We start from the raw sequence: 17,588 nt of genomic DNA, 5'->3' as shown, positions 1-17,588 counted from the left end.
CGCGATGGGGCGCTGGATACACCTCGACACACGCCGACATTGCCGCCAGCAGCCTTGCACGGAACGGGTTCACGGCGCTATCGCGGCGCCGGTTCCACGCCGGTAAACGCTTGGCACATACCGCTTTTGCGGGCCCTTGCCTACACTCGGCGGCCGTGGATCAATCAGGACCGTTCATGTTGGCTCGTATCGCTTCGACCCTGGCCCTTGGCCTCAGCCTGGCCGTGCTGGCCGGGTGCGCAGGCAAGCAGGAGGCCGCCGCACGTCGGCAGGGCGAAGCGGTGCCGGTCACCGCCCAGGTCGTGCAGCCCACCCAGTGGAACGACACCCTGCAGGCGCTGGGCACGGCCAAGGCGCGCGAGTCGATCAGCGTCACCGCCAAGGTCAGCGAGATCGTCGAGAAGGTGCACTTCGAAAGCGGCCAGCAGATCGCCGCTGGCGCGCCGATCGTGACCCTGCGCGGCCAGGCCCAGGAAGCGGCGCTGGTGCAGGCCCAGGCCACCTTCCACGAGGCCGACCAGCTGTACAAGCGGCAGCGTGAGCTGGCCACCCAGCGGCTGGTGTCCAGTGCCACGCTGGATACGCAGAAGTCGATCCGCGACGCCGCCGAGGCGCGCGTGGCACAGATGCAGTCGGACATCGGCGACCGCCGCGTGCGTGCACCGTTCGCCGGTGTGCTCGGCATCCGCCAGGTCAGCCCGGGCACGCTGCTGACGCCCACCACGGTGATCGCCACGCTCGACGACATCGAGCACATGCACATCGACTTCCAGGTGCCGGAAGTGGAGCTGGCGGCGCTGGGCGTCGGTGACAAGGTCAGCGCCACCAGCGTGGCCTGGCCGGGGCGTACCTTCGAGGGCGAGGTCAGCACCATCGATGCGCGCATCGACCCGGCCACCCGTGCGGTGACCGTGCGCGCCGACTTTGCCAACGCCGACCATGCGCTGCGCCCGGGCATGCTGCTCGACGTGCGCCTGTTCCGCCCCGAGCGCCCGGCGCTGGTGGTTCCGGAAATCGCCGTGGTGCAGGTCGGCCGCGATACCTTCGTGTACCGCATCGGCGCCGATGACAGCGTCGAGCGCGTGGACGTGGTCACCGGCGCACGCCGGGCCGGCGTGGTCGAGATCAAGCAGGGCCTGCAGGCCGGCCAGCGCATCGTGGTCGATGGCACCGGCAAATTGCGCCCGGGCCTGAAGGTGGCAGCCAAGGACGCCGCCCCCGCCACGGGGGCGCAGCCCGCTGATGCACCGGCGCCGGTCGCGGCCGAGGGCCACGGCGGATGAAGCTGTCCGACATCTCCATCCAGCGGCCGGTGTTTGCCGTGGTGATGAGCCTGCTGCTGCTGGTGCTGGGCGTGATGTCCTTCACCCGCCTGACCCTGCGCGAACTGCCGGCGATCGATCCGCCGATCGTCTCGGTATCGGTGGACTACACCGGTGCTTCGGCGGCGGTCATCGAAAGCCGCATCACCCAGGTGCTGGAAGACGCACTGGCGGGTATCGAAGGCATCGATACCATCAATGCGCGCAGCACCAACGGCCGTTCGCAGGTCAGCATTGAATTCACCTCCAACCGCGATATCGAAGCGGCGGCCAACGACGTGCGCGACGCGGTCAGCCGCGTTGCCGACCGCATGCCGGAGGAAGCGCGTCCGCCGGAGATCGCCAAGGTGGAAAGCGATGCGGACCCGATCATCTGGTTCAACATGGTCTCTTCGACCATGGACACGCTGGAACTGAGCGATTACGCCGACCGCTACGTGGTCGATCGCTTCTCCAGCCTCGATGGCGTGGCCCAGGTCCGCATCGGTGGCCGCCAGCGCTATGCCATGCGCATCTGGCTGGACCGTGACCAGCTGGCCGCACGCGGGCTGACCACCGGTGATGTGGAAACCGCGCTGCGCAACGAGAACGTGGAACTGCCGGCGGGCCGCATCGAGTCGACCGACCGCGATTTCACCCTGCGCGTGGAGCGCAACTACATCAAGCCTGAAGACTTCGCCACCATCCCGCTGGGCAAGGGCCGCGACGGCTATGTGGTGCGCATGGGCGACGTGGCGAAGATCGAGCTGGCCTCGGCCGAACGCCGCGCGTACTACCGCAGCAACGGCGAGCCCGGCATCGGCCTCGGCATCGTCAAGACCTCCACTGCCAACTCGCTGGACGTGGCGCGCACCGCGCGTGCCGAAGCCGAGCGGATAGCGCTGGCGCTGCCGAAGGGCACGCAGATCTTCGTTGCCTTCGACAACACCACCTTCATCGAAGCCGCGGTGGACCGCGTCTATGCCACGCTGGTGGAAGCGATGATCCTGGTGCTGGCGGTGATCTGGCTGTTCCTCGGCAGTTTCCGTGCCGCGCTGATTCCGGCGGTGACCGTGCCGGTCTGCCTGGTGGCGGCGTTCATCGCGCTGTACGCGTTCGACTTCTCGATCAACCTGCTGACCCTGCTGGCGCTGGTGCTGTGCATCGGCCTGGTGGTGGACGATGCGATCGTGGTGGTGGAGAACGTGCAGCGCCGCATCGACCTCGGTGAGCCGCCGCTGGTGGCCTCCAAGCGCGGCACCGCGCAGGTCGCCTTCGCGGTGATCGCCACCACCGCCGTGCTGGTCGCGGTGTTCCTGCCGGTCGGTTTCCTTGAAGGCAACACCGGTCGCCTGTTCCGCGAACTGGCGGTGGCACTGGCTGCGGCGGTGGCGTTGTCGGCATTCGTCGCGCTGACGCTGACGCCGATGATGGCCTCCAAGCTGCTCAAGCCGCACACCGGCCAGGCACCGCGTGGCCTGCATGGATTCGTCAACCGCAACCTGGAGCGCCTCGCCGGCGCCTATGGCCGGGTGCTGCAGCACCATGTCGACCGCACCTGGATCTACCTGCTGGTGATGGTGGCCGCGCTGGCCGCCAGCTGGGGCCTGCTCAAGCTGCTGCCGTCGGAACTTGCACCGGCCGAAGACCGCGGTTCGTTCCAGATCATGATCGATGGCCCGGAAGGCGCCGGCTACGACTACACCGTGCAGCAGGTGCAGCAGGTGGAAGCGCTGCTGGCACCGCATGTCGGTGCCGACAAGCCGATCGTGCGCGCCAACCCGCGCGTGCCGGGCGGCTTCGGTGCCAGCGAGGAAATGCACACCGGCCGCGTCAGCATCTTCCTGCAGCCGTGGCGCCAGCGCAGCGAGGCCACCCCGGCCGTAGCCAACGAACTGCAGAAGGAGCTGGACACGATCCGTGGCGTGCGCGTGCGCACGCAGGTCGGCGGTGGCCTGGTGCGCAGTGGTGGCCAGCCGTTCCAGATCGTGCTGGGGGGCCCCGAGTACGCCGAGATCGCGCAGTGGCGCGACCGCATCCTGCTGCGCATGGCCGACAACCCCGGCCTGGTCGGCCCGGATTCGGACTACAAGGAAACCCGGCCGCAGATGCGGGTCAACATCGATCGCCAGCGTGCGGCCGATCTCGGCGTGCCGGTCACCGCGATTGGTTCGGCGCTGGAAACCATGATGGGCTCGCGCCGCGTCACCACCTTCGTCGACAACGGCGAGGAGTACGACGTGCTGGTGCAGGCCGGCCGCGACGGACGTGCCAGCCCGGCCGACCTGGCCGCGATCCGGGTGCGTGCCACCTCCGGCGAGCTGGTGCCGCTGTCCAACCTGGTCACCCTGAGCGAAGTGGCCGAGGCCGGCACCCTGAACCGCTTCAACCGCCTGCGCTCGATCACCATCAGCGCCGGACTGGCGCCGGGGTACCCGCTCGGCGAGGCCATCGCCTGGGCGCAGAACGTGGCCCGCGAGGAACTGCCGCAGTACGCGCAGGTGAACTGGAAGGGGGAATCGCGCGAGTACCAGAGCGCCGGTGGCGCGGTGCTGCTGACCTTCGCGATGGCCCTGCTGGTGGTGTACCTGGTGCTGGCCGCGCAGTTCGAGAGCTTCATCCATCCGCTGACCATCATGCTGACCGTGCCATTGGGCGTGCTCGGCGCGCTGGTCGGATTGTGGGTGAGTGGCGGTACGGTGAACCTGTTCAGCCAGATCGGCATCGTGATGCTGGTCGGCCTGGCCGCGAAGAACGGCATCCTCATCGTCGAATTCGCCAACCAGCTGCGCGACGACGGCCGCAGCGTGCGCGAGGCGATCATCGAATCGGCGATGGTGCGCCTGCGCCCGATCCTGATGACCTCGATCGCTACGGTGGTCGGCGCGATCCCGCTGGTGGTGGCCGGTGGCCCCGGTTCGGCCAGCCGTGGCACGATCGGCATCGTGATCATCTTCGGCGTGACCCTTTCGACCTTCCTGTCGCTGTTCGTGGTGCCGGCGTTCTACGCGCGGCTGGCGCCCTACACCCGTTCGCCGGAAGCGGTGAAGCGCGAGCTGGAGAAGCAGGAGGCGGCGTCGCCGTCGGTAGGCGGCCATGCCTGATCCCGGCACCGGCGGGGTCGGATCCCTTTTCCCGCAGCAAAGGGCCCTGGCCCCGATGCTGCAGGGCGAAGGCTTCCGCCTGCGCCCGTGGTGCGCGGACGATCTGGCATCGCTGCTGCGCCACGCCAACGATGCCGAGGTGTCGCGCGGCCTGCGCGATCGCTTCCCGTATCCCTATACGCGCGAGGATGGCGAGGCCTTTCTCGGTGGTCGCGTGCTGAGCCCCGGCACGCTGGCGCTGGCCATCGAGATCGATGGACAGGCCTGTGGCAGCGTTGGCGCCCAGCAGGGCGTGGCCGAGCGCGGGCACAGCGCCGAACTGGGCTACTGGCTGGGCCAGGCTTACTGGGGCCAGGGCCTGATGACGCGGGTGGTCGGCCTGTTCGCACCGTGGGTGATGGATGAGCTGCGCCTGTTCAGGCTGCAGGCCACGGTGGTCGACTTCAACCTCGGCTCGGCGCGGGTACTGGAAAAGAACGGTTTCGAGCAGGAGGGCGTGGAGCGCTGCGCAGTCTACAAGCGGGGCGTGCTGCACGACCTGCGCCGCTTCGCCCGGGTGCGTACGCAGCTGCCCTGAACACGCGCGGGGTCGGATCCCTTTTCGCAGAAAAGGGCTCTGACCCCATTTCACACTCGGCTGCCGTCATCACCCCGCCGAGCATCGGCTCGGCCCCACAAAACAGCGCTACCGCAGCGACCTTCGATCAGGGAGAATCAGGCGGGTCCCTTCCAGCCGACGGGACGTCCATTCACCCCGCCGACTGGAGAGACCGCGCGTGGAAGCAACCGTACACTTCATCAACAGCATCATCTGGAGCAAGGCACTGATCTTCGTGTGCCTGGGCGCCGGCCTGTTCTTCAGCCTGCGCACGCGTTTCATGCAGATCCGTGGTTTTCTCGAGATGTGCCGCCTCACCGTCAAGGGTGAGAAATCCGATGCCGGCGTGTCCTCGTTCCAGGCCCTGGCCATGTCGATGGCCGGGCGCATGGGCATCGGCAACATCGCCGGCGTGGCCACCGCCATCGCCTTCGGCGGCCCCGGTGCGATCTTCTGGATGTGGGTGATGGGCTTCCTTGGCGCGTCCACCTCGTACGTCGAATGCACCCTGGCGCAGATCTACAAGACCAAGGATGCCGAGGGCCGCTACCGTGGTGGCCCGGCGTACTACATCGAAAAGGCCATGGGCCTGAAGTGGTACGCGCTGGCCTTCGCCATCGCCACCATCATCGCTGCCGGCTTCCTGATGCCGGGCGTGCAGGCCAATGCGATCGCCGACAGCATCATCAACGCCTGCCGCGGTACCGCGCTGTGCGGCCCGCTCGATGGCCAGGCCTTTGGCATGGAATCGGTGCAGGCGCTGAAGCTGGGTATCGGCATCGTGGTGGCGCTGCTGCTGGGCGTGGTGATCTTCGGCGGCGTCAAGCGCATCGCCAACTTCGCTGAAGTGGTGGTGCCGTTCATGGCCGCCGGTTTCATCCTGATGGCCGTCGTCATCATGATCATCAACTACGACCGCGTGCCGGAGATGTTCAGCATCATCTTCAACAGCGCCTTCGGCACCCACGCCGCGTTCGGCGCGATGATGGGCCTGGCGGTGGAGTGGGGCATCAAGCGCGGCATCTACGCCAACGAGGCCGGCCAGGGTTCGGGCCCGCACGCCGCAGCCGCATCGGAAGTCTCGCACCCGGCCAAGCAGGGCTACGTGCAGGCATTCGCCATCTATTTCGACACCATGATGGTGTGCACCGCCACCGCGTTCCTGATCCTGGCCAGCGGCACCTACAACGTGTACTCGCCGGTGCAGGGCGCCGCACCGATCTTCCAGGGTCTGGCCGGCATCCCGGAGGGCGCGGGTTATGCGCAGGCCGGCGTGGAAGCCGTGCTGCCGGGCTGGGGTTCGGCGTTCGTGTCCATCGCCATCTTCTTCTTCGCCTTCACCACCATCATGGCGTACTACTACATGGCCGAGACCAACCTCAGCTATGTGAACCACAACCGCAAACGCCCGCTGACCGTGCTGGTGCTGCGCCTGGGCATCATCGGCATGGTGGTGTTCGGTGCGTTCCATAATGCGACCCTGGCCTGGGCGCTGGGCGACATCGGCGTGGGCCTGATGGCCTGGCTGAACATCATCGCCATCCTCATCATCCAGAAGCCGGCGATGCTGGCCCTGCGTGACTACGAACGACAGAAGAAGCTGGGCCAGGATCCGGTGTTCGACCCTGATGCCCTGGGCATCAAGAACGCCGATTTCTGGCGCCAGCGCAAGCAGGAGAATGCGTAAGTGAACAACCCTTGGAACAACCGCCGTCCGTCCGCCCGTCCGCCGCGCGCAACGCCGTTGCCGCGCCCGGAGGTGCCGGCTACGGGCGGTGGCGGGCGTGGCGGCAGCGACGAGCTGCGCCTGTACGGCCTGAATGCCGTATTGGCTGCGTTCGAAGCGCGGCCGCAGGCGCTGCGCAAGCTGTACCTGCTGGAGGCGCGCATCCCGCGCCTGCAGCCGCTGCTGAAATGGTGCGTGGCCAACCGCGTGGGCTACCGGGTGGTCGAAGACGGTGATCTGAACAAGCTCGCCGGCACCACCCATCATGAGGGCGTGGTGGCCGATGTGCTGCGCGCGCACCCGCTGCCGCTGGCGCAGTGGCTGCAGCAGGTCGGTGACGGCCCGGCACTGGCATTGTGGCTGGATGGCGTGGGCAACCCGCACAACCTCGGTGCGATCCTGCGCTCGGCTGCACATTTCGGTGCCAAGGCACTGTTGCTGCCGGCTGGCAGCACGCTGGCACTGTCCGGTGCGGCCGCACGCGTGGCCGAAGGGGGCGCGGAAGCGGTGCCGCTGGTGCAGCTGCCGGAGACCGCTGAAGCGATGGCGCAGCTGCGCGCCGCCGGTTTCGGCCTGGCAGCCACCCTGGTCGACGGCGCGGACGACGTGTTCCGTGCTTCGTTGCCGGCCCGTCTGGTCTACGTGATGGGCGCTGAAGGCGAGGGCATGGATCGCAGCCTGGCCGGCCAATGTGACCTGCAGGTCTCCATTCCCGGCAGCGGTGCGGTGGAGAGCCTGAACGTGGCCTCGGCCACGGCGGTTCTGCTGGCGCAGTGGGCGAGCCGCCGCAACGGCTGATCACGTCGTTTCAAGAGCCTGTCGAGATACGGACCCGGCCCCTGTGGCCGGGTTTTTTTTCGCGCGGCCACAGGCGTTGCGCGGCGCGAATGGCTATATGCGTCTGCATACGTCGCGTCAGGCTCAAATGATCCATCGCGGCGCATTTTTAGAATTAATCTCATTGCTGGGTCGTTTCCTGCGCCGCACGGTGGAGTTCCTTCCAACGTCGTACAGGAGTGCTGCATGCACCGGATCCGCCACCGCACACCCCGCACTTGCCTGGTGCTGGCACTCGCTGCGCTTGCCGCACCCGCCGTGCAGGCCGGCGAGCACAGCCTCGAGGACGTCAACTTCACCGGTCCACTGATCACCCCGAATCCGGCCGGCCTGCCGCAGGGCCACTGGTACATCGAACCCTACCTGGTGCGGGTCGACAGCCGCGACTACTATGACGACAACGGCGATCGCCGCCGCAGCGCCGGACGCAGTGGTGCGTGGGCGACCGTGCTACCGATCATCTATGGCATCAGCGAGCGGGTGACCGGCCAGGTCAACCTGAGCGCCTCGCGCGCGGAGTCCGGCAGTGCGCGCAGCAGCGGCTTCCGCGCCGGTGATACCACCGCACGCCTGCAGTACCTGCTGCAGGCACCGAACGCCGAGGGCAGTCGCCCAGCCATCTCGATCGCGCTGGTGCAGCGCTTCAGCACCGGCAGCCACGACCGCATCACCGGCAATCCACTGGATGCGCAGGGCGACGGCGTACAGCGCACCACGGCCGCACTGGGCGTGCAGCAGGTGGTGTGGCTGGGCAACGATCGGCCGCTGCGCTGGCGTGCGCAGCTCAGCGCCGGCCCCGCGCCGGCGCGCACCGCCATTTCCGGTGCCAGCGTGTATGGCACCGATGACAGTTTCCAGGGACACATCGCGCGTGGTTCGGTGCTGGGGCTGTCGGTCGGCGCCGAGTACAGCTTCAATGCGCGCTGGGTGGGCGTGATGGAGATGGCCGCCAGCCGCGAGACCGGGCAGCGCCTGAGCGGCTTCGCACGCAACGGCAATGGCGGGGTCGAGCGCATCGATGAGCGCCGCCCGGCCAGCCGCAGCGTCAGCCTGGCACCGGCCGTCGAATACCACTTCAGCCCGTCACTGGGCCTGATCGCCGGTGTCGAGTTCAGCGTGGCCGGCCGCAACACCGGCCGCATCGTCAGCCCGCAGGTTGCCCTCGGCATGTTCTTCTGAGGAGCCGCCGATGAACATCGAATCCATCGTCAACGGGCTGCTCGGCATCGTCTGGAGCCCCTACCTGGTCGTGCTGTGCCTGCTCACCGGCCTGTACTTCAGCGTGCGCACGCGCTTCATCCAGTTGCGCGCGCTGCCGGAGATGCTGCGCCTCATGTTCCGCCATGAACGCTCCGACTCCGGCGTGTCGCCGTTCCAGGCCCTGTCGCTGTCGCTGTCGAGCCGGGTCGGGGTCGGCAACATCGCTGGCGTTGCCATGGCCATCGCCTTTGGCGGCCCGGGCGCGATCTTCTGGATGTGGATCGTCGCCTTCCTCGGTGCCTCCAGTGCCTTCATCGAATCCACCCTGGCGCAGATCTACAAGGAACGCGACGCCCGCGGCCAGTATCGAGGTGGCCCGGCGTACTACATCGAGAAGGGCGTGGGCCAACGCTGGTATGCGGTGCTGTTCGCACTGGTGACGGTGCTGGCGGGTGCGATGCTGGCCGGTACCCAGTCCAATGCCATCACCAGTGCGGTGAACGAGGCCTGGGATGTGCCGGCGCTGACCACCACCGCGGTGCTGCTGGTGGTGCTGGGCGCCATCCTGATCGGTGGCGTGCGCCGTATCGCACGGGTCGCCGAATGGGTGGTACCGCTGATGGCGGTGGCGTATCTGCTGGTGGCGGCACTGGTGATGGTACTCAACGCGGAGAAGGTGCCGGAGGTGATCATGCTGGTGCTGCGCAGTGCCTTCGGCGTGGATGCGGCATTCGGCGCGATGATCGGCACCGCCATCCAGTGGGGTGTGCGCCGTGGCGTGTTGTCGAACGAGGCCGGCATGGGCAGTGGTGCGCATCCGGCGGCCGCTGCCGAGGTCTCGCATCCGGTCAAGCAGGGCCTGGTGCAGTCGTTCTCGGTCTACATCGACACCATGGTGGTGTGCAGCGCCACGGCCTTCCTGATCCTGTCCACCGGTCTGTACAACGTCTACGATCCGGCGGTGAACGGCGTGCCGGATGAAGCGCGCCTGCTGCTGGGCAACCTGCCCGGCGTAGAGGCCGGGCCGCGGTTCGTGCAGCACGCGGTGGAATCCGCGTTGCCGGGCTTCGGCCGTTCATTCGTGGCGCTGGCGATCCTGCCGTTCGCGTTCACCACGATCCTGGCGCTGTACTACATGGCCGAGACCAACATCAGCTACCTGTGCCGTGATCGTCCGGCGCCGTGGGTGATGGGCGGGTTCCAGCTGCTGTTCCTGGCCGCGACCGGCTACTCGGCGGTCAACAGCGCAACGGTGGCCTGGTCGCTGGGTGACATCGGCGTGGGCCTGATGAGCTGGCTGAACATCATCGCCATCCTGCTGCTGCAGAAGCCGGCGCTGGCGGCACTGCGCGATTACGAACAGCATCGTCGCGCCGGCAGGGATCCGCTGTTCAATCCGAAGCGGTTGGGCGTGTACAACACCAGCGTGTGGCAGGGCTGACAGCATCGCGGCCAGATCCCTCGCGTTGCGCGGAGCCGACCGACCGTCGGCTCCGACGGAACTGTGCCGGGTCACGCCCGGCGCAGTTTCATGACGGCCCATCGCGCCGTCATTCGTTCGGCGGCGTGGTCGCCTTCGCCTCGCTGCCAAAGCTGCCGTCGGCTTCCGCGGCCAGGTAGGCGAACACGGTGTAGGCCGCCACGTTCTGGGCCAGCGCCTTCGGGTCGATCTTGTCCAGCGTGTCGTCGGCGGTGTGATGCAGGTGGAAGTAATCCGAGCCATCCTGCGCCAACCATGCCCACGCACCGCCCTTGGCGGCCAGCGGGCCGACGTCCGGGCCCGGGCCACCCTTGTCGGCCTGGTACTCGATGCCCAGCGGCTTCATCACTTCGGCGATCTGCCGGGTGGCCTCGCGCGAGCCCTCCGGATTCGGCGAACCGGTGTTGAAGGCATAGATGCGGCCGGCACCGAAGTCGCTCTCCGCGGCCAGCTGGTGCAGGGCCACGTCCTTGGCATGTGCCTCGGCGTAGGCCTTGCCGCCATACAGGCCCTGTTCCTCGTTGGCGAAAGCGATCACGCGGATGGTGCGCTTCGGTGCCTGCTTGAGCTGGCCAATCAGGTGTCCGGCCGCCATGGTGATGCCCACGCCCGCGCCGTCATCCACCGCACCGGTGCCCAGGTCCCACGAATCCAGATGACCACCGATCACCACCACTTCCTTCGGCAGGCTGCGGCCGGTGATCTCGCCGATCACGTTGTACGAGGTGGCAGTGCCATCCCAGCCGCAGTCCAGCGCCACCTTCACCGTGGTGCTGCCACGCGCCAGCAGGCGCGCCAGCTGGTCGGCATCAGGCACCGACAGGGCCGCCGACGGCACCGGGGTCAGGCCCTCATCGAAACGGGTGATGCCGGTGTGCGGCACGCGGTGCGAATCGGTACCGGCCGAGCGCATCAGGAAACCGATCGCGCCCTTGCGGATCGCTTCGGAGGGGCCCTTGCTGCGGATCGCACCGCCACGGCCATAGTCGCGGCCATCGCGGAACGGCAGCATCTGGTAGTCGACGAAGGCGATCTTGCCCTTCAGCGAACCGGCGGGCGCTGCCTGCAGTGCAGCCAGGTCGGCGAAGCGGACCACCTCCGCTTCCACCGTGCCCCCCGGGCTGCCGCCCAGTGCGGTGATCTGCAGCGGCTGCGGATTCCTGCCGGTCACGGCGGCGTGTTCACTGCGGCGCTCCCACTTCGGGAACGTCACCGGTTCCTTCCACACCTTGTCGAAGCCGAGTGCCTTGAACTTGGCTTCGGCCCAGGCCACGGCGCGGGCGTCGGCTTCGCCGCCGGCGATGCGCGGACCGATCTCGGTGGTGAGCGATTCGACCACCTTCCAGCCGGTGTCATCGGCCAGTGCCTGGTCGCGCAGCTGTGCGGCGGTTGCCAGCGAGGCCGGCGGCAGGGAGGTGGTACGTGGCGCCGCGAAGGCCGGAGCGGCCAGCAGGGCGAGGGAGGATGCGATGGCAAGCACGCGGCGACGCATGGACAACTCCGGAAGGGACCTGGCCTTGGAGCTTAACAGTCGTTCAGCCGCGCGCATGGGCGGGAGGTCATGGCGGCAGCGAACGCTGCTTTCCGCCACGAGCGGCAAAGCGAAAGCCCCGCCGGAGCGGGGCTTTCGTGCAGTCGCGGTAGTGCCGGCCGCTGGCCGGCACCACGGTTGTTCCGATGTTGCCGGCCAGCGGCCGGCACTACCGGTAGGCCGCCTTATTTCTTCAGGCTGTCGCGGATCTCGCGCAGCAGCACCACTTCCTCGGCCGGTGCGGCCGGGGCGGCGTCCTGCTTGCGCGACAGGCGGTTGATCGCCTTGACCACCAGGAAGATGGCGAAGGCCACGATCACGAACTGGATCAGCGTGTTGATGAAGTCACCGTAGCCGATCACCACCGCCGGGATTTCCTTGCCGTCCGGACCGAGGCGGGCCGGTGACAACGTCCAGGCCAGCTGCGAGAAGTCCACCTTGCCGATCAGCAGGCCCAGCGGCGGCATGATGATCTTCTCGACCAGCGCCGTCACGATCTTGCCGAAGGCCGCGCCGATCACCACGCCGACGGCGAGGTCGATGACGTTGCCGCGCATCGCGAATTCCTTGAACTCGGTGAGCATTCCCATTGTTGTTTTTCTCCGGTGGGGAAGTGGAACAGCGCGCAGGGTAGCGCAGGTGATGTCAGCCGGCGATCACGCCGTGGCGCTCGGCCACGTTTTCCAGGCGGGCACTGAAGCGGTCACCGGGCTTCAGCGCGGCCACTCCAGAAGGGGTGCCCATGAACACCAGGTCGCCGGCACGCAGCTGCCACAGCTTGGACAGTTCGTGCAGGATCTCCGGTACGTTCCAGATCATCTGGTCGAGCAGCGCCTGCTGGCGCACCTCGCCATTGACCTCCAGCGACAGGTTGAGTGCGGCCAGGTCACCCACTTCGGCGGCGTGGACGATCTCGCTGATCGGCGCGGAGGCATCGAAGCCCTTGGCGGCATCCCACGGGTGACCCTTGTCCTTGGCGGCGGCCTGCAGGTCGCGGCGGGTCAGGTCCAGGCCGACGGCGTAGCCGTAGACCAGCGCGTCGGCGTCGGCCACGGCCAGTTCGCCGGCGGGGGCATCGCGGCCGATTGCGACCACCAGTTCCACTTCGTGGTGCAGGTTGGCGGTCGCCGGCGGGTAGGGGATGGCGTCGTCGTGGCCGACCACGATCGCATCGGCCGGCTTGCTGAAGAACATCGGACGGCCGCGGTCATCGGCTTCCGGTACCGCCGCGCCCATTTCGCGGGCATGGTCGGCGAAATTGCGGCCGACGCAGTAGATGCGGTGCACGGGGAAGCTGCCACCGCCCACCACCGGAACACGCGGCAGGGCTACGGCAGGAATCACATCGGAGACATCGGGCATGCGGGCATCCAGGAAGGGCGTGCCCGCAGTCTAGAACGCATGGCGCCCGCCGTCAGCGGGCGCGGAGGTCAGGGCTCAGCGCGAGGCCGGCAGCACCGGCTTGCGCACCACGCGGTACTCGCCCTCGACCACGGTCGGGTCGACCGGACGGGCGGCGCCCGGCTTGCGCGAGGCCAGCAGCTTCCACGCCAGGCCGACCAGGATCATTGCCGCACCGACGAACACGCCGATGAACACCATCGCGGCCAGGATCGCCAGGCCAAGCAGGCCCACGGCCACGCGCACCAGCGGGTGACGCGGCTTGCGCGGCGCGAACAGGGTGCGGAACTGGGTGAAGGCGGATGCGCGATTGAACATGGCGGCTCGATAGGCTGGGATCAGCGAAACCAGAGTATCGGGACGCGCCACTGTCATTGAGTGAAAAACTCGTTAAATATAGCCTGTGCTTATTACGGATCAATGACTTGTGTTCATGTCGCAGCCAGTCACCTGAGTGGGCGTGCGACAATACGGGTTTACTGTCCGAGCCTTCGCCATGACTGCCGCCGCTGCCCTGATCGCCCTTGATGCCATTGCCGATGGCGGGTTTGCCGAGGTCGAAGCGGTGGTCGATGGCGATGCCGAATCGCTGGTGCTGTACCGCGACGGCGCGCAGGTGCGGGCGTTCCTGAACATCTGCCCGCACGCCGGTCGTCGCCTGGACTGGGCGCCGGGTCAGTTCCTGAAAAGCCGCGAAGGCCACCTGGTATGCGCCGCGCATGGTGCCTCGTTCGCGCTGGACAGTGGCGATTGCATCGCCGGCCCGTGCAAGGGCGACCGCCTGCGTGCGGTGCCGGTGGACGTGCGCGACGGCGAGGTCTACCTGGCCTGAGACCGGTTGATGTTGGATGTTGCTTGAGGTGGGTGCGGACCGTTGGTCCGCACGCTCCGTTGCAGGTGAACCTCGTGCGGACCAACGGTCCGCACCCACCTGTTGCAGCCCTGCCAACACTCCCCTCAGAAGCCCTGCCAACACCTCCCCTCAGAACATCAGGTTGATCATCAGCACCACCACCAGGGTGTAGATCAGCGACAGCGGGCCGCCGACCCGCCACATCTCGCGCGGGGTGTAGTTGGCCGGGCCGGTGATCATCGAGATCACCGGATTGGACGCCGTCATCAGGTTGTTGGAGGCCGACAGCGCCACGATCAGCGCGAACGCAGTGGGGTTGCCACCGGCCGCCAGTGCCAGGTTCACCGCAATGGGGACCATCACGATGGTCGCGCCGACATGGCTGATCACCAGCGAGAACGCCGTGGTCAGCAGTGCCAGCGCCACCTCCAGCACCCACAGCGGAATGCCGGTCGGCAGCTTGTCGATGGTGTGGCCGGCCACCCACGCGGCCGCGCCACTGGAATCCATCGCCCAGCCGAGGGGAATCAGCCCGGCCATCATGAACACCGTCTTCCAGTTGATCGAGGCGTAGGCCTCGTCCATGCGCAGCACGCCGGTCAGCAGCATGCCGGCCACGCCGGTCATCAGCGTCAGCGCCACCGGCAGCTTGCTGGTCAGCGCGATCAGGATGGTCAGGGCGAAGATCGCCATCGCGATCTTGAACTTGTGCGGGCGCTGCTCGCCGGTCGGGTAGTCGGTCACCACCACGAAGTCACGGCTCTTGGCGGCCTGTGCCAGGTCGGTCCAGATGCTGTGGAAGACCAGCATGTCGCCGGCGCGCAGCTGCACGTCGCGCACATCCTCGCGGATCACCTGCTTGTCGCGGTTGATCGCCAGCAGGCTGATGCCGCGCTCCTTGCGCAGGCGCAGGTCGGCAGCGCTCTTGCCGATCACGTTCGAGGTCGGCGGCACCACCGCCTCGGAAATGCCGGCGCGGCTGGGATTGAACAGGTCGCCGAGGTGCTTCAGGCGCGAGGACATGCGCAGGAACTGGTTCTGCGCGAAGTCGTTGATCTGCTCGCGCGGGCCCATCGCGCCGAGCACGCTGCCGACCCAGATGCGCATCTCCGCCGGCGGTGCCAGGCGGGTGTCGTTGCCGGTCTTCAGCGCCAGCAGCAGGGGGGCATCGTGCAGGTTCTCGGCTTCGCCCAGGGTCATGCCGACCAGCGGGCTTTCGGCGCTGACCACCAGCTCGAACACGTCGCCTTCAATGCCATAGGTCTTGGCGAAGTAGCTTTCGGTGCGCGCCGGGGTGACCCCATCGTTGACCAGGTTCTCTTCCTCGATCAGCTTGCGGTCGCCGTAGTAGCGGAAGTACAGCAGCGAGGCGACCAGCAGCGCCACGCCGATCGGCAGCGGCGCGAACATCCGCAGCGGCTCGATGGTGGCCAGGCCCGAGGGCAGGTTGTTGTTGGCCGAGGCCAGCAGGTCGTTCAGCAGGATCAGCGGCGAGTTGCCGACCATGGTCAGCGCGCCGCCCATCACGATCGCCGCTGAAATCGGCAGCAGCAGGCGCTGCAGGGTCAGCCCGGTACGCGCCGCCAGTCGCGAGGCGACCGGCAGGTACAGCGCCATCACCGAGGGGTTCTGCATGAAGGACGAGTTCAGCCCGGCGATGGCCGTGGTCATCATCAGCAGCCGCTGCTCGACACCATGGCCGCGTCGCAGCAGCCAGGCGGCCAGCCGGTTCAGCGCCCCGGTGCGGTCCAGGCCCGCACCGAGGATGGTGGTGGCGATGATGCTCATCACCGCGTTGCCGGAGAAACCGCCGAAGATCTCCTCCGGCGCGATCAGCCCGGTGACACCGAGCACCACCAGCACCACCAGCGCGACCACGTCGGCGCGGATGCGCTCGAACAGGAACATCGCCATCGTGAAACCGACCAGCCCGAGCACGAGCTTCATGTCGTTGGTCAGCGTCAGCGCGGTATCCATGTGGGGCGCGATGTCCTCAGGCGATCATCAGGTGCGGTCGTACAGCAGGTCCCAGACGCCATGGCCCAGCTTCTGACCGCGGGTCTCGAAGTGGGTCTGCGGGCGCCAGTCCGGGCGCGGAACGCTGCCACGCGGGCCGGCGCGGTTGACCAGGCCGGCGGTGGCGTCGAGCACGTCCCACATCTGCTCGGCGTAGTCCTCCCAGTCGGTGGCGCAGTGCAGGCGACCGCCCGGGCGCAGCTTGCGCACCAGCAGCTCGGCGAACGCCGGCTGCAGCAGGCGGCGCTTGTTGTGGCGCTTCTTGTGCCACGGGTCCGGGAAGTAGATGCGAACTTCATCGAGCGCGCCATCGGCGATCTCGTTCTGCAGCACTTCCACCGCATCGTGGTGGTAGAGGCGTACGTGGTCGGCGTTGTCGTCGGCCAGCGCGTTCAGCAGGCGGCCCACGCCGGGCGCATGCACCTCGATGCCGATGTAGTCGCGCGACGGGTCGTGCTGGGCGGCGAAGCGCAGCGCGGCGCCATTGCCGAAGCCGATTTCCAGCACCTTGTGCGCCGGACGGCCGAAGGTGGCGTCCAGGTCACGCGGCTGGCCGTTGTAGTCGATGCCGAAGCGCGGCCAGCGTTCGTCGAACGCGCGCTGCTGGGCCGGAGTGAAGCGGCCCTGGCGCAGCACGAAGCTGCGGACTTCGCGGCGGCCTTCGCTGACCGTGAAGGGCTTGGGCGGGGCCTTGGAGCCGGCGCTGTCGAAAGGATTGGTCATCAGCCGATCAGCCCATCCAGCGGCGAGGAGGCGCTGGCGTAGCGCTTGCGCGGGATGCGCCCGGCCAGGAACGCCTCGCGGCCGGCCTCGACCGCCTTGCGCATGGCACTGGCCATCAGCACCGGGCTGCGCGCGCCGGCAATGGCGGTGTTCATCAGCACGCCGTCGCAGCCCAGCTCCATGGCGATCGCCGCGTCCGAAGCGGTGCCGACGCCGGCGTCGACGATGATCGGCACCTTGGCGTCTTCGATGATCTGCAGCAGGTTGTACTTGTTCTGGATGCCCAGGCCGGAACCGATCGGCGCAGCCAGCGGCATCACCGCGGCACAGCCGATCTCTTCCAGGCGCTTGGCCAGGATCGGGTCGTCGGAGGTGTAGACCATGACCTCGAAGCCGTCCTTGACCAGCTGTTCGGCGGCCTTGAGGGTCTGCATCACGTCCGGGTACAGGTTCTTCTGGTCGCCGAGCACTTCCAGCTTGGTCAGGTTGTGGCCGTCCAGCAGTTCGCGGGCCAGGCGGCAGGTGCGCACGGCGTCTTCGGCGGTGTAGCAGCCGGCGGTGTTGGGCAGGATGGTGAAGCGCTCCGGCGGCAGCACGTCGAGCAGGTTCGGCTCACCCGGGTTCTGCCCGATGTTGCTGCGGCGGATGGCCACGGTGACGATCTGGGCGCCTGCAGCCTCGGTGGCCAGGCGGGTTTCTTCCAGATCCTTGAACTTGCCGGTGCCGGTCAGCAGCCGCGAGCCATAGGTCTTGCCGGCGATCACCAGCGAATCGGGGGAGACATGAACGTTCATGGCGCGATTATCGCTTATCCGCCT

General features: G+C 67.7%; 15 protein-coding genes. 8 read left to right on the top strand and 7 right to left on the bottom strand.

All coding sequences use genetic code 11. The annotated features are described in order from the left end of the window. Positions 1-176: 176 nt before the first annotated feature. From Q0P60_RS11840 to Q0P60_RS11810, 7 genes are all read left to right on the top strand, one after another. Entirely contained in the window at positions 177-1,283 is a 1,107-nt protein-coding gene (locus Q0P60_RS11840) for an efflux RND transporter periplasmic adaptor subunit (RefSeq protein WP_294993276.1), read from the top strand. Next, complete coding sequence (locus Q0P60_RS11835) at positions 1,280-4,405, top strand: efflux RND transporter permease subunit (protein ID WP_294993274.1); 3,126 nt, start codon at positions 1,280-1,282, stop codon at positions 4,403-4,405. Before Q0P60_RS11840 ends, Q0P60_RS11835 begins: the two co-directional genes overlap by 4 nt. A gap of 55 nt (positions 4,406-4,460) precedes the next feature. Next, positions 4,461-4,982 (top strand): GNAT family protein, encoded by a 522-nt coding sequence (locus Q0P60_RS11830; protein WP_294993598.1) that lies wholly within the window; start codon positions 4,461-4,463, stop codon positions 4,980-4,982. Positions 4,983-5,181: 199 nt separating this feature from the next. Further along, the gene (locus Q0P60_RS11825; protein WP_294993272.1) at positions 5,182-6,690 is read left to right on the top strand and encodes an alanine/glycine:cation symporter family protein; all 1,509 of its coding nucleotides are present in this window, start codon (positions 5,182-5,184) and stop codon (positions 6,688-6,690) included. Then, on the top strand, positions 6,691-7,527 hold the full coding sequence (locus Q0P60_RS11820) for a TrmH family RNA methyltransferase (RefSeq protein WP_294993269.1): 837 nt from the start codon (positions 6,691-6,693) through the stop codon (positions 7,525-7,527). It begins immediately after the preceding gene. A 225-nt stretch (positions 7,528-7,752) separates the two neighbouring features. Then, a complete protein-coding gene (locus tag Q0P60_RS11815) occupies positions 7,753-8,745 on the top strand; it encodes a hypothetical protein (protein ID WP_294993266.1) in 993 nt (330 codons plus the stop codon). Positions 8,746-8,755: 10 nt separating this feature from the next. Then, the gene (locus tag Q0P60_RS11810) at positions 8,756-10,207 is read left to right on the top strand and encodes an alanine/glycine:cation symporter family protein (RefSeq protein WP_294993263.1); all 1,452 of its coding nucleotides are present in this window, start codon (positions 8,756-8,758) and stop codon (positions 10,205-10,207) included. Between the two features lie 109 nt (positions 10,208-10,316). On the opposite strand, the gene Q0P60_RS11805 is transcribed toward Q0P60_RS11810, so the two are convergent. The 4 genes from Q0P60_RS11805 to Q0P60_RS11790 form a co-directional block, all read right to left on the bottom strand. Continuing rightward, complete coding sequence (locus Q0P60_RS11805) at positions 10,317-11,738, bottom strand: M28 family peptidase (protein WP_294993260.1); 1,422 nt, start codon at positions 11,736-11,738, stop codon at positions 10,317-10,319. Between the two features lie 224 nt (positions 11,739-11,962). After that, positions 11,963-12,367, bottom strand: coding sequence for a large-conductance mechanosensitive channel protein MscL (gene mscL / locus Q0P60_RS11800; protein WP_294993257.1), 405 nt, complete (start codon positions 12,365-12,367; stop codon positions 11,963-11,965). 55 nt (positions 12,368-12,422) lie between these two features. Beyond that, positions 12,423-13,139 carry a fumarylacetoacetate hydrolase family protein gene (locus Q0P60_RS11795; protein ID WP_294993254.1) on the bottom strand — a complete coding sequence of 239 codons (717 nt, stop codon included), beginning with the start codon at positions 13,137-13,139 and terminating at the stop codon, positions 12,423-12,425. Positions 13,140-13,214: 75 nt separating this feature from the next. Then, the gene (locus Q0P60_RS11790) at positions 13,215-13,496 is read right to left on the bottom strand and encodes a hypothetical protein (protein WP_286069641.1); all 282 of its coding nucleotides are present in this window, start codon (positions 13,494-13,496) and stop codon (positions 13,215-13,217) included. 178 nt (positions 13,497-13,674) lie between these two features. On the opposite strand from Q0P60_RS11790, the gene Q0P60_RS11785 reads away from it, so the two are divergent. Beyond that, a complete protein-coding gene (locus Q0P60_RS11785; RefSeq protein WP_294993248.1) occupies positions 13,675-14,010 on the top strand; it encodes a Rieske (2Fe-2S) protein in 336 nt (111 codons plus the stop codon). A 150-nt stretch (positions 14,011-14,160) separates the two neighbouring features. Here Q0P60_RS11785 and Q0P60_RS11780 read toward each other — a convergent pair whose 3' ends face one another. The 3 genes from Q0P60_RS11780 to Q0P60_RS11770 are packed head-to-tail and all read right to left on the bottom strand — an operon-like array spanning position 14,161 to position 17,564. Further along, positions 14,161-16,008 carry an SLC13 family permease gene (locus Q0P60_RS11780; protein ID WP_294993246.1) on the bottom strand — a complete coding sequence of 616 codons (1,848 nt, stop codon included), beginning with the start codon at positions 16,006-16,008 and terminating at the stop codon, positions 14,161-14,163. Between the two features lie 27 nt (positions 16,009-16,035). Then, positions 16,036-16,770 (bottom strand): tRNA (guanosine(46)-N7)-methyltransferase TrmB, encoded by a 735-nt coding sequence (trmB, locus tag Q0P60_RS11775; protein ID WP_010481468.1) that lies wholly within the window; start codon positions 16,768-16,770, stop codon positions 16,036-16,038. Further along, entirely contained in the window at positions 16,770-17,564 is a 795-nt protein-coding gene (locus tag Q0P60_RS11770; protein ID WP_294993241.1) for a thiazole synthase, read from the bottom strand. The genes trmB and Q0P60_RS11770 overlap by 1 nt, the downstream gene beginning before the upstream one ends. Positions 17,565-17,588 lie beyond the last annotated feature (24 nt).

It is taken from the genome of uncultured Stenotrophomonas sp. (genome assembly GCF_945952405.1).
GTDB lineage: Bacteria > Pseudomonadota > Gammaproteobacteria > Xanthomonadales > Xanthomonadaceae > Stenotrophomonas.
This window is presented reverse-complemented; position numbering and strand designations above follow the sequence as displayed.